Source organism: Ruminococcus sp. OM04-4AA (assembly GCF_003462585.1).
GTDB classification, from domain to species: Bacteria; Bacillota; Clostridia; order Lachnospirales; family Lachnospiraceae; genus Mediterraneibacter; species Mediterraneibacter faecis.
On sequence record NZ_QTZH01000062.1, the window covers coordinates 1 to 13,031 of the forward strand.

General features: G+C 42.2%; 12 protein-coding genes and 1 riboswitch. Of the genes, 10 read left to right on the forward strand and 2 right to left on the reverse strand.

Annotation, left to right across the window (positions count from 1 at the left end):
* The first annotated feature begins 278 nt into the window (after positions 1-278).
* From DXB52_RS13265 to DXB52_RS13280, 4 genes are read left to right on the forward strand one after another with little or no spacing between them, the layout of a single operon-like run.
* Positions 279-1,835 (forward strand): response regulator transcription factor, encoded by a 1,557-nt coding sequence (locus tag DXB52_RS13265; protein ID WP_118107725.1) that lies wholly within the window; start codon positions 279-281, stop codon positions 1,833-1,835.
* Complete coding sequence (locus DXB52_RS13270) at positions 1,798-3,507, forward strand: cache domain-containing sensor histidine kinase (RefSeq protein ID WP_117542002.1); 1,710 nt, start codon at positions 1,798-1,800, stop codon at positions 3,505-3,507. Before DXB52_RS13265 ends, DXB52_RS13270 begins: the two co-directional genes overlap by 38 nt.
* On the forward strand, positions 3,504-5,246 hold the full coding sequence (locus DXB52_RS13275; RefSeq protein ID WP_117909325.1) for an extracellular solute-binding protein: 1,743 nt from the start codon (positions 3,504-3,506) through the stop codon (positions 5,244-5,246). The genes DXB52_RS13270 and DXB52_RS13275 overlap by 4 nt, the downstream gene beginning before the upstream one ends.
* 5 nt (positions 5,247-5,251) lie before the next feature.
* Positions 5,252-7,402: a Tex family protein gene (locus DXB52_RS13280; protein ID WP_118107727.1), complete on the forward strand. Its 2,151-nt coding sequence runs from the start codon at positions 5,252-5,254 to the stop codon at positions 7,400-7,402.
* Between the two features lie 351 nt (positions 7,403-7,753).
* On the opposite strand, the gene DXB52_RS13285 is transcribed toward DXB52_RS13280, so the two are convergent.
* Positions 7,754-8,251: a biotin transporter BioY gene (locus DXB52_RS13285; protein ID WP_472520208.1), complete on the reverse strand. Its 498-nt coding sequence runs from the start codon at positions 8,249-8,251 to the stop codon at positions 7,754-7,756.
* A gap of 339 nt (positions 8,252-8,590) precedes the next feature.
* Here DXB52_RS13285 and DXB52_RS17445 point away from each other — a divergent pair, with 339 nt between their 5' ends.
* From DXB52_RS17445 to DXB52_RS13305, 6 genes are all read left to right on the forward strand, one after another.
* On the forward strand, positions 8,591-8,944 hold the full coding sequence (locus DXB52_RS17445) for a DUF5685 family protein (protein ID WP_472520210.1): 354 nt from the start codon (positions 8,591-8,593) through the stop codon (positions 8,942-8,944).
* 53 nt (positions 8,945-8,997) lie between these two features.
* The gene (locus tag DXB52_RS17450; RefSeq protein ID WP_472520218.1) at positions 8,998-9,441 is read left to right on the forward strand and encodes a DUF5685 family protein; all 444 of its coding nucleotides are present in this window, start codon (positions 8,998-9,000) and stop codon (positions 9,439-9,441) included.
* Positions 9,422-10,087: a DnaJ domain-containing protein gene (locus tag DXB52_RS13295; protein ID WP_117569471.1), complete on the forward strand. Its 666-nt coding sequence runs from the start codon at positions 9,422-9,424 to the stop codon at positions 10,085-10,087. The genes DXB52_RS17450 and DXB52_RS13295 overlap by 20 nt, the downstream gene beginning before the upstream one ends.
* Positions 10,078-10,272 (forward strand): hypothetical protein, encoded by a 195-nt coding sequence (locus DXB52_RS17455; protein WP_472520213.1) that lies wholly within the window; start codon positions 10,078-10,080, stop codon positions 10,270-10,272. Before DXB52_RS13295 ends, DXB52_RS17455 begins: the two co-directional genes overlap by 10 nt.
* Positions 10,263-10,607, forward strand: a complete 345-nt coding sequence (locus tag DXB52_RS13300; RefSeq protein ID WP_472520215.1) for a hypothetical protein — start codon at positions 10,263-10,265, stop codon at positions 10,605-10,607. The genes DXB52_RS17455 and DXB52_RS13300 overlap by 10 nt, the downstream gene beginning before the upstream one ends.
* A 355-nt stretch (positions 10,608-10,962) precedes the next feature.
* Positions 10,963-11,111, forward strand: a riboswitch (FMN riboswitch).
* 203 nt (positions 11,112-11,314) lie between these two features.
* Positions 11,315-11,953 carry an ECF transporter S component gene (locus tag DXB52_RS13305; RefSeq protein WP_117541995.1) on the forward strand — a complete coding sequence of 213 codons (639 nt, stop codon included), beginning with the start codon at positions 11,315-11,317 and terminating at the stop codon, positions 11,951-11,953.
* Positions 11,954-12,052: 99 nt separating this feature from the next.
* Here the strand turns inward: DXB52_RS13305 and DXB52_RS13310 are convergent, their stop codons facing one another.
* Positions 12,053-12,826, reverse strand: coding sequence for an acyl-CoA dehydratase activase (locus DXB52_RS13310; RefSeq protein ID WP_118107729.1), 774 nt, complete (start codon positions 12,824-12,826; stop codon positions 12,053-12,055).
* Between the last annotated feature and the right edge of the window lie 205 nt (positions 12,827-13,031).

Genomic DNA, 13,031 nt, shown 5'->3' on the forward strand with positions numbered 1-13,031 from the left:
CAATCACTCCGCTGATTGACACGGAGGATGCGTGTTTTGACTTGAATGCATCTCGCCCCATCGCCAAAGGCGATTTAAAATGGCGAGATGCGTTGCTGGTCGCACATCGTGTGAACAGTAACAAAGGCTAGTATAGACAATGGCTGAGAGATGAATTAAAATAGAATTATAAAAACTTAAAAAAGACAGCAGAGAGTGAGTGATCATTCCCTGCTGTTTTCGGACGTTATAAAAGAAATAGTGAAAATGTAAAATGAGCGTGTGGGAGGCGCGGGGGAATGATTACAATACTGATTGTAGATGATGAAAAACTGGAGAGAAGGGGAATCCGTTTTCTGCTGAAAAGAGAAGGAGACTTCCAGATTTTAGAAGCGGCGAATGGAAAGGATGCACTTGGCGTATTAGCATCTAATCATGTAGATATTTTGTTTTCAGATGTGAAGATGCCTTACATGAATGGTCTGGAACTGACGAAAGCAGTAAGAGAAGATCATCCGGAGATGGAAATCGTGATTTTCAGCGGATATAATGATTTTTCCTACGCGAGAGAGGCTCTGCGATATGGTGTCGTGGATTATGTCCTAAAGCCGGTCGATCCGAACGAATTTCATAAGACCTTTCAACGAGTGATGGAAAATATCTCATCTAAGGAAGAGAAGCAAAAGCAGCAGAACAGAAAAGAAGATTATCTGAAGAAATACTTCTTCCTGAGATATCTATATTCGGGAAAAGAAGAGGATTTTGTTCAACTTGAGAAATTAACGGATGAAACAGAAGACGATGTTTCACAGTTTTCGCGCATGGTTCTTGTCAGTGCATCCAATGGTTTTTTCGAGACGGAGGAGGAACATTTTCTGACAAGTCTGAAGGAAGAGGTGCAGAGAGAATTTTATTATGTGAATCTGAATTCAAATGAGTCCATCTTTCTGTTCGCGGAGAAGTATACAGACTATCATGTGGTTGTAGAGAAAATGTATCGGTTCTTTGCGCATCAGTTTGACAGTGAATGTTATTTTGCGGTCAGTAAAGAAATTGAGGATAGAAAGAATCTGGCAGAGGAGTTTAAAGCCCTGGAAGGAATGCTGGAAGAGCAGTTCTACCAGCCACATCAGCATTTATTTTTTCACGGAGAGAAGCAGGAAGAGAAGAAAGCAGACCCGGCAGAAGATTCTGAAATCATGGAACAGATCACGAATGATATTCAATATAAAGATCTGCCCCATCTCCGTCAGGATTTTCAGAAATTGGAAGATAAATACCGTGCCAATAAGCAGTTTTCAGATATGTATGTAAAGTTTGTATTTTCCGGAATTTTAAAAGAATTGCTTGATCAGATGGATGGAATGGATGAGAAAATGCTTTCGAAGAGAGTGGATCGGTTATATCGTTGCAAAAACCTGAAGGATGTGATTGCTATAGTAGACGAAGCACTTCAGGAATATGAACACTGTATACAGGAACAGGAAGACGGATTCCGCTCAGAGATTACGAAAGTAAAAAGCTACATTTATCATCACTACCAGGAGAGGAATCTTGGAGCAGAGACGCTTTCAGCAATGGTATTTCTTTCTCCCGGATATTTAAGTGCTGTGTTCAAAGAAGAAACGGGAGTGACACTGAACCGCTTTATCCGTGAAGTGCGGATGGAAAAAGCGAAAGAACTTCTTGAGACAACGAATATGAAGATCTCCGGAATTGCAAAAGAAGTAGGATTTTCCAATAACTCATACTTCTGTAGAAGTTTCAGGGAATTTTTCGGAGACACACCGGAAGCATGCAGGAAAGGAACAGAGGCGGATGAAAAAACAAATACGGAAGCTGCTCCATCGATTTGAAAATCTGAAATTCCGTAAGAAACTGTCAGTTTTGATGTTGATTGTAGGATTGGTGCCGGTTGTATTCCTGGCTTTTTCTATGCAATATGGCATGACGAATCAGCTGAGAGAAAAGGAACAGTATAACCTGGAAAAAATACTGGAGCAGTCGGTGAACTCAATTGAGAACCAGTCACAGATTTATGAAAATCTGGTCGATTATTTATCCTATTCACAAAGTCTCAGGAATATTTTCGATACGGAAATGGAATCAGATTATGAGAAATATTTGAAATATGTGAAAGTAGCAGATCCGTTGCTTCAGATGCCGACCATCTATCACAAAGAGATTCGGAGTATTACGCTGTATTCTGACAATATAGAAGTGCCACATGGAGATACACTTCTTCCAATGTCAGAAGCGGAGAATCAACAGTGGTATTCTAGGCTGAATGAAGGAACGCTGATGCAGTGGAGCATTACTCGTGGGGGGAATAAATCAATCATTGCCAGTCGAAAATTCTACGATAATGATACGATCAAAGCAGTATTGGAGATGCGCCTGGATTATGAAAAAGTTCTTGGTCCATTCATGAGTCAGATTACAGACAATACTGGTGGCATGATTATGGATGAAAACGGAACTGTTGTTTATGCAGATTGTTCTATGGATAAAAAATACCGTCCAAAGAATATTGAGAATCTTAAGGATGTCAGTGATAAGTATTATATTTCACAGAGAACAATGAAAGATACCGGATGGAATTTCTATATCTATCGTCCAAAGGCGGTAAGTGAAAATGCAATCCATAAGCTTCTGCTTAAAAATATTCCATTAATTATAATCAGTGTTCTCCTTTTGAGTCTTTTAGGGTATGTTTTCTCCATCCGTATGGTGTCACAGTTGGAATTATTGACAGAGAATATGAACCAGATTAATATGGGACTTCGCAAGGTTACGGTGCAGAGTAAGTCCAAGGATGAGGTTGGTGTGTTGATTCGGTCATTCCAGCGCATGATGGATCAGATGAACCATTTGATCTCAGAAGTATATGAGAGTAAGATCCAGCTTCAGAATAGTGAGATGAGAGCGCTGCAGGCACAGATCAATCCACATTTCCTTTACAATTCACTTTCTATTATCAATTGGAAAGCAATTGAAGCGGGGGAGGATGAAATCAGTCATGTGACATTGGCACTGTCTACTTATTATAGAACAAGCCTGAATCGTGGTGAAACAATGACTACGGTGGCAAAAGAAATTGATAATATTCGTGCATACCTCAAGATCCAGTTGGTTATGCATGATAACGAGTTCCGCGTGGTCGAACAGATTTCGGATGGTCTTAATGATTATATGATACCGAAGCTGATCCTGCAGCCGCTGGCAGAAAATGCAATCGATCACGGAATCGATGTGTCAGATAATGAGGATCCAACATTGTGGCTGACGATTCGTGAAGAAGATAAGCATATTTTCTTTGAAATCAGGGACAACGGAGCAGGAATGACGCAGGAAAAGGCAGATCAGATCCTGACCTATCAGTCGTCCGGTTATGGCGTGCGAAATGTCTGTGACAGAATCCATGTTCTTTACGGAGAGAAAGGTGAGATGAAGATAGAAAGCACTCCTGGAAAAGGAACGCGTGTCTTTATCCGGATTCCGAAGAAGACGGAGGCAAAGGTGTTATGAAAAACGATAGGAAAAAGCGAATTCTTTCAGCCCAGCTTGTATTAATTTTATTGATGATACTTTGGTGCGGAACTTGTTTTGAATCAAAAGAAAGTCAAAGACAGATGGAACAGTCAGATGCATCTCAAAGTGAGTCTGGTGCAGGCGAAGCAGCTGAAGTGAAAAGAAAACTGATGTATGAAGCAATGCATACGCCGCTTGGAAAATATCCTGAGACAGTCACGTATACACTTGGCAAGATTGCAGGAGCAAATAATTCGAATCTCCCGGTGGGAAATACGTACGAAAACAATGCGTATACGAGATATCTGAAGAAAGTGCTTAATATTCAAAATGCAGATGTCTTTGAATTGCAGGATGGCAATACGTATGAAGAGGCAGTCAATGTAGCGATTGAAGATCGAGATATTCCGGATGTGCTTGTCGTGAAAGGAAGAGATAACCTGCTCCGCCTGATTGAAGCAGGTATGATTGAAGACCTCACAGAAACTTATGAAGAGTGTACGACAGATACAATCAAAGAAATGTATGACAGTTATGGAGATTCTCTCTTACAATCTGCAACAGTTGATGGAAAGTTGTATGCATTTCCGAATACGGTGATCGATGACGGAGCTCCACTTCTCTGGTTGAGGAAAGACTGGATTGAGAAGTTGGGATTGAAGGAACCGGAAACGGTAGAAGAAGCGTTGGAGATAGTGCGTGCATTTGTAGAACAAGATGCAGCAGGAGACGGTCAGACGATTGGTCTTGCCTGTAGTACAGATGTGATTGCCGGGGCGGACCAAACTTATGGAGTGGATTCAGCGTTTATACATACAGGTGCAATGCCATGTCACTGGATTCTGGATGAAAGTGGAGATGTAGTTTATGGGTCAGTAACGCAGGAAACAAAAGAAGCACTTTCAAAGCTTCGTAATCTATATGAGGATGGGATACTCGACCAGAGATTCTTGTTGAGAAAGACGGAAAACATAGATAATCTGTTAAAAACCGGACATTGCGGAGCAATCTACGGACGTTGGTGGGCTCCGAATAATCCGCTTAGTGCGGCATATAGTGTCGATTCAAATGCAGAGTGGAAACCGTATCTTTTAGACAAAGAACAAGTGAATGAGACACAGAAGATATCAGTTTTTGAATCCTATGACCAGTGGATGTATGTGGTGGTACGCAAAGGATATGAACATCCGGAAATTGTAGCAAAGTATGTGAGTGCGATTTTTGACCAGTCCAGATATGCAAATGATGCTTCAGCAAGAGAATTGAATGACTATTTTTCCATTAATGTAGATCCGACAGCCCGTCCGTTGAATATTAATGTGGATTATGAAGATGCACTTTATCGGACAACAGAACATATTCAGGCAGCGTTGGACAAAACGCTTGATGCGTCGGAATTGAGTGGACTAGAAAAATCTTATTATGATACATGTAAATCATTTTTGAATGGACAGTTGACAACGGCAAATGGCTGGGCAGCTTATGCATCAAGAATTGAGGCAGTGGGGGAACTGCAGAAAGCGGGAATACGAAGTGCACAGACAATGCCTTTGGAAAACGTAAATGCCGAAATCCCGCAGGAATTACAGGAACTGGAGAAGGAAGCGTTTCTTCAGATTATCAGCGGGGAGAAACCAGTGGATTACTTTGATACTTTTGTGGTAGAATGGTATGCGAACGGCGGAAAAGAACTGACCGAACAGGTACAGAATGCCTATGAAAGTGGAAAGGATTAAAAAGAATGGATATTAATCAGAGACTGACAGAAGAACTGGATGTAAAACGCTGGCAGATCGATGCGGCAGTACAGCTGATCGATGAAGGCAATACGATTCCATTTATTTCAAGATATAGAAAAGAAGCAACCGGAGAACTGAATGATGAACAGCTGAGAAAGCTGTATGAACGTCTGGTATATTTAAGAAACCTGGAAGAAAAGAAAGAGCAGGTAATCTCAAGTATTGAAGAGCAGGGAAAACTGACAGAAGAATTAAAGAAACAGATTCTGGCAGCGGAAACACTTGTGGCAGTAGAAGACCTGTATCGTCCGTATCGTCCGAAACGACGTACCCGTGCGACAATCGCGAAGGAAAAGGGACTTGAGCCATTGGCTGCACTGATCACATTGCAGAAGACAAAAGAGCCGCTTGAGAAGGCAGCGGAAGCGTATATTTCCGAAGAAAAAGGTGTGGAAAGTGCAAAGGATGCAATCAGCGGAGCATGTGATATTATTGCAGAAAGCATTTCAGATGAGGCAGCTTACAGAACCTGGATCCGAGAGACGACAATGAGAAAAGGAAAGGTTACTTCTCAGGCGAAGGATCCGGAGGCAGAGTCTGTTTACGAGATGTATTATGAGTTTGAAGAAGCAGTTGCGAAGCTTGCCGGACACAGAATCCTTGCATTGAACCGTGGAGAGAAAGAAAAATTCCTGACAGTGAAGGTGGAAGCACCGGAAGAAGATATTTTAAGATATCTTGAGAGAAAGGTGATCCGTACAGAGAATCCTTATACAACACCGGTATTGAAAGAGACAATTGCAGACAGTTACAACCGTCTGATCGGACCGGCTATTGAGCGTGAGGTCAGAAACGAACTGACAGAGAAGGCAGAAGACGGGGCAATCGAAGTGTTTGGAAAGAACCTTCATCAGCTCCTGATGCAGCCGCCGATTGCAGGCAAGGTTGTGCTTGGCTGGGATCCAGCTTTCCGTACGGGATGTAAGCTGGCAGTTGTTGATGAGACAGGAAAGGTAATCGGAACAACCGTTATTTATCCGACTGCACCGACAACAGAGAAGAAGATCCAGGCAAGTAAAGATCTGCTTAAGAAGATTATTCCGAAGTATCACGTTTCTCTGATCTCTCTTGGAAATGGTACTGCTTCCCGTGAATCAGAACAGTTTATCGTAGAGCTTCTGAAAGAGATTCCGGAGAAGGTACAGTATGTGATCGTCAATGAGGCGGGGGCATCAGTATATTCCGCAAGTAAGCTGGCAACAGAAGAATTCCCAAAATTTGATGTGGGACAGAGAAGCGCGGCATCAATCGCACGCCGTCTGCAGGATCCGCTTGCAGAGCTTGTAAAGATTGACCCGAAATCCATCGGTGTCGGTCAGTATCAGCATGATATGAACCAGAAGAAACTTGGAGAATCCTTGAATGGAGTTGTAGAGGATTGTGTAAATAAAGTCGGAGTAGACTTAAATACTGCTTCTGCACCGCTACTTTCCTATATTTCAGGAATCAGCAGTGCGATTGCGAAGAATATTGTAGCTTACAGAGAAGAAAACGGTCGTTTTACAGACAGGAAAGAACTGTTAAAAGTACCGAAACTCGGACCGAAAGCTTTTGAGCAGTGCGCAGGATTCATGCGTATTTCAGAAGGAAAGAATCCGCTGGATTCGACAGGTGTTCATCCGGAATCTTATGCGGCAGCAGAAAAGCTACTGAAGAAACAGGGATATGAAGCAGCGGCTATCACAGCACATCAGTTGACAGGACTTGGCCTTACGATTGGTGATTATAAGAAGCTTGCAGAAGAGCTTGGTATTGGTGAGATCACACTTCGTGATATCGTCAAAGAGCTTGAGAAACCGGCCCGTGATCCGCGTGATGAGATGCCAAAGCCAATCCTTCGTACAGATGTCCTTGAAATGAAAGATCTGAAGGAAGGTATGGTGCTGAAAGGTACTGTGAGAAATGTAATTGACTTTGGAGTATTTGTGGACATTGGAGTTCACCAGGATGGACTTGTACACATTTCTCAGATCACAGACAGATATATCAAACATCCGCTGGAAGCAGTAAGCGTTGGAGATATTGTGGATGTGAAGGTGATGAGTGTGGATCTGAAGAAGAAGAGGATTCAGCTGACGATGAGAGGAATTTAAGGTTGAGTAGCTTGGGTTTGATTAAGATGCGTGAGGAAGTTTCTTTATTGCATCGGACACCGGCCCGCTCTACCTCATCCCTTTGACAATCTGTAACGGAAAAGCCAGAACACTCGCCATGCGGGGCTCCTGTCTGACTTTTCCTAACAGATTCTGCAAAGTGTATTCGGAACGCTCCTGCCTTATATGTGTCCTCAACAACAAAGAAACTTCCTCACTTACATTATTCAAACCGAAAGTATTTGCTTCGAGGTGACGGATTCAAGGAAAATATTGAAGTCGAGGACAAAAGTAAAAAACACCTAGAACAGAAACAAATAGAGTATCTGTTTGGGCGTTTTTTAAATTCAATTATCTGATTTTCTGTGTTGCTCCGTAAAGTTTTGGACCTACGATTGCAGCGATGATGATTTTTGCTACATCTCCTGCAAGGTATGGGATAACACCCATCATAAGTCCTTCTTTGAAGGAGAGGCTTAACAGTTTGGCAAGCCATACAGTTCCGAATGCATAACATACAGCCATTCCGATGATCATTCCGATGATTGTAGGAACGAGCTTACGATCAAAGTGATCAAGTGCAAATCCCATGATCAGTGCAAGGAAGATAAATCCAATCAGGTATCCTCCGGTTGGTCCTGCGAGAACCTGGAGACCTCCGCGGAAAGAGGAGAAGACCGGGACACCAACTGCTCCGAGCAGGAGGTAGATGATAAAGCTGATTGTTCCGTTTTTCATTCCGAGAACAAAGATTGCAAGAAAGATTGCAAAGTTTGTAAGGGAGATCGGAACAGGGCTGAATGGCAGTGGGATGGAAAGTGGTCCGAGGACGCAAGTGACTGCAGTCATCAGGCAATGAGCACCATCTGTTTTGTTTTTATTTTCTGGTTGTCTACGGCAACTGTGCCGGAAGTTTCATTCTGTGACATTTCAATTTACTCCTTTAGATCTTAATACTTATCGCTGTTTCAAGCGAGCTTTAACATTACTGTTTGAAATAGAACAACGATTGAGTTCTTCGTTAGTATAATTCATGAAAAGCTGATTGTCAACCATAAAATACAAAAAGGTTAACAATTAAAAATCTGTGAAGATCTTATTAATTTTGCAGACATGTGATAGGCAAAGTGGAAAGAATAAGGTAGAATAGATAAAGTTAGGAAAATTGCCAGAAGAGAAAGGGATTGCATGTTTGGATATGTAACGGTCTGTGAACCGGAATTAAAAGTAAAAGATCTGAAGAAATACAGGGCATATTATTGTGGACTTTGCCGTACATTGAAAGAAGATTATGGATTTATGGGGCAGATGACATTGACGTATGACATGACATTTGCAGTTATTCTGTTATCTTCTTTATATGAGACGACTACGAAACATGAGGAACACCGCTGTAAAGTTCATCCAGCGAAACGGCAGCATATGTTGCAAAATGAGATAACATCTTATGCGGCGGCGATGAATGTACTGCTGGCTTATTATCATATGGAAGATGACTGGCAGGATGATCGTAAAGTGTCAAGTCTGATGACGAAGAGCTGATTCAGGGAAAAGCGAAGAAAACCATAGAGAAATATCCGCGGCAGAGTGAGATCATCCGGAAATCATTGAAAGAACTTGGAGAATGTGAACATGAGAACAGCATGGATATTGACCGGGCAGCAGGATGTTTTGGCAGATTAATGGCGGAACTTTTTGTTTGGAAGGAGGATATCTGGGAGAAGACGCTCAGAAAGATGGGGTTCTATCTCGGAAAATTCATTTATCTGATGGACGCTTACGAGGATCTGCCGGAAGATAGAAAGAAGAATCGCTATAATCCATTGAAAGAACTGGCAAAGCGGCCGGACTATGAGGCGCAGATGGAACAGATCCTTCGAATGATGATCGCGGAGAGTACGGTTCGTTTTGAACAATTACCATGTCTGGTTGACGTAGACATTTTGAGAAATATACTGTATGATGGAGTTTGGAATCATTATAATAAGATTCAGATGAAGAAAAGAGAGGACAACAAAGATGAACAAAAATCCATATGATGTGCTTGGGGTATCACCAAACGCATCGGATGATGAAATAAAGAGAGTGTATCGGGATCTGACAAGAAAATATCACCCGGATGCAAATGTGAACAATCCGTTAGCAGATCTTGCAGAAGAGAAGTTTAAGGAAGTACAGGAAGCGTATGATATTATCATGAGAGAACGTGCGAACGGAGGAAATTCGTATGGGAATAATTATGGATATGGTTCTTCTGAAAGTTATTCTTATGGAAATCAGAACAGCTCTTATGGCTATGGAACGATGGATCCTAAACTGCAGGCAGCTGCGAATTATATTAACAGCAGACGTTACAGAGAGGCGATCAATACACTGGATCAGGTTCAGCAGAGAAGTGCAATGTGGTATTATCTGAGTGGCTGTGCGAATGCAGGAATCGGAAATCAGATTCTGGCGAGGGATCACGCAGCACAGGCAGTAAATATGGAACCAAATAACATGCAGTTTCGTCAGCTGTTGAATCAGCTCGACTTTAACAGCAGAAGATATCAGAATAGTCCGTATGGTGGAGGCTATGCACCGGGAGGACAGAATTCCTGTGGTACAGGAAATATGTGCTGCGACTTATGGCTTGCGGACACATTGTGTGAATGTATGGGAGGCGATCTCTGCTCATGCATGTAAAAGCAAAACAAATAGCATTCGGCGGCCTTCTGCTTGCAGTGACTGTCGTATGCATGGCACTTGGAAGCGTGATCGAGACGAATACATTGTTTTTGCTGGCAGCAGCGGCATTTTTTGTAGGGATTGTTATCCGCGAGTTCGGCCTCGTACAGGGGCGGCCTTTTATCTGGCAGCAGTGTTATTAGGACTTCTTGTCACGCCAAATAAGTTTTATGTGATTACATTTGCTGCGATGGGATTCTATATTCTTGGAATTGAAGCGGTCTGGATGTTTCTTGCGAAAAGACCACAGATGGGACATAGGATGGGAATTTATTGGTTTGCAAAATATGTGATCTTTAACTTGGTTTATCTCCCGTGTCTTTTTGGATTCCGGTCGATGCTGTTTCAGAAAGCGGTGTCAGATCAGTTGCTTTTGGCAGCTGTAATGGTTGGACAGATAGCGATATTGGTTTATGATAAAGCTTATCAGTATGTACAGGGAACCCTATGGGAAAAATGGAGAAAACGTGTTCTGTAAAGAATGTATGAGAAAATCTTGTCGAGATGACAGGATTTTTTTTAAATAAAAGGAAATGAGCCACATCTCTGTGACTCAAGGGGGAAAAAGTTTATGAAAAAGTGTTCTTTTTAAGAACAATTATAGTATAGAGGTATTTTGTGAAAAAAGTGTGATGAACTTTTGAACCTAAAATGAACATTATTGAAAAATTTTATTAAGAACTCTATAAACCTAGTAGGATAAAAGGAATATTAACATATTAGTCGAAAGTGCTGTGGGTGATATCGATTTCAACACAAAAATGATATTAAATATCAATAAAAGGGGTTGCATTTTTATTAAGAGCGCGCTATAGTAATAAGAGTAAAAGGAATTTAATCTTCGGGGTAGGGTGCAAGTCCCAACCGGCGGTATAGTCCGCGACCCGCATATGATGCGGCTGAACTGGTGACTCGTCTGTGATGGCATTACAGAATGGGAATTCCGGTACCGACAGTAAAGTCTGGATGAGAGAAGAAGTTCATGCCCGCAGGAACAGAAAGAGAGATATTCGAATAGGATATCTGATTGCCTGAGAATCTTGCGAGAATGCCATTAAGAGCAGAAAACATGAATCCCGGAAGGTAATAAACCTTCCGGGTTTTTTCTTGTGAAGATTACCTTTTTCAAAAAGAAAAAGTGCTGTTTAGGATAAAGACAGTGGATAGAAAAAGGAGAGTAACACTATGAGTACAGAGACAAAGACACTAACAAACGCAGATGCGAAGATTCAGCCGAAGCTGGGGGTAAAGGCATTAGTTCAGATCGGAATGCTTTCAGCAATCGCAGTAGTTTTGATGATGTTTGATATTCCGCTTCCGTTTGCACCGACATTTTATAAGATTGATTTAAGTGAGGTTCCGGTTTTGGTAGGATGCTTTGCAATGGGACCAATGGCAGGAGTTCTTGTAGAACTTGTTAAAATCTTACTGAATCTTGTTTTAACAGGAACACAAACAGCAGGTGTTGGAGAGATTGCAAACTTTATTATCGGATGTTCATTCTGTGTACCTGCAGGCCTCATTTACAGAAGAAACAGAACAAGAAAGAGTGCATTGATCGGAATGGTAACAGGAACAGTTCTGATGATCGTGATTGGATGCTTCGTCAACGCATTTGTATTGCTTCCAACTTATGCAGCTGCATTCGGAATGCCGATTGACGCACTGGTTGGTATGGGAACAGCAGTTAACTCACATATCACAAGCCTTTCTACATTTGTTATGTTTGCGGTAGCACCGTTCAACCTTGTGAAGGGAATTGTTGTTTCACTGATTGTATTTTTAATCTACAAGAAGATCAGCCCAATCTTCAGAATCAGATAATAGACGAAGAGAAAAGCCCAAGATAAAAGAATATAAGTGAAAGAATATAAGTTGCCCCGGGACAGATTGGTTTTAAAGTCTGTTCCGGGGCATTTTTTGTTAGCGTATCTTCATCGCACTGAGTGCGGCACCGATCGCACCGGCGTAGCGGGCATCCGGGCTGGAGATCACTTCTTTTCCAAGTTTTTTTGATAAAGCTTCGCGGATATATTCACATTCACATAGACCGCCGGTCAGGCAAAATGTGGACATCTCACCATTCATCCGGCTGAGCTGGGCGGTAACCTTACGAATGGTGGAATCTACTACTGCATAAGCAATATTTTCTTTCGGTTCACCTTTGCCGATCAGTCCGATAACTTCGGATTCTGCGAATACAGTACACATGGAGCTGATCGTTGTGTCAGAATCCAGGCGTGCCAGCTCAAACATTTCATTCGGGCGAAGGGAGAGGGTGTTGGCCATCACTTCAAGAAAACGTCCGGTTCCGGCGGCGCATTTATCGTTCATGATAAAATCCTTTACGAAGCCCTGTTCAATCTGAATGATCTTCGTATCCTGGCCACCGATGTCGATTACGGTCAGGTCTGGCTGGTGAAATAAATGTACAGCGCCAAGTGCATGGCAGGTGATCTCTGTAACAGCCTTATCTGCATAAGGAACAGAGATGCGTCCGTAACCGGTTGCTACACAGCAGGAAGAGTCATCAGAAAGGTTGATTCCGGCAAATTTAAGTTTCTGAAGGATTTCCTCGGCTGTATCTATGCTGCTCCATCCGGTTGGCTGAACGAATTCCCGGATAATTTCTTTCTTTTCGTTCAAAACAGCGGTTTTCGCACAAGTTGAACCGATGTCAATTCCAATATAGTTCATAATAAAAACTCCTTTATAAAAACAGTCGGCTCTCGCATGAGAACAGCCGACTGTTCGTAATAGGTTACTGTTCACTCCCGTGACAATCACTTCGTTGATTGACACGGAGGATGCATGTTTTGGCTTGAATGCATCTCGCCCCATCGCCAAAGGCGATTTAAAATGGCGAGATGCGTTGCTGGTCGCACATCGTGTGAACAGTAAC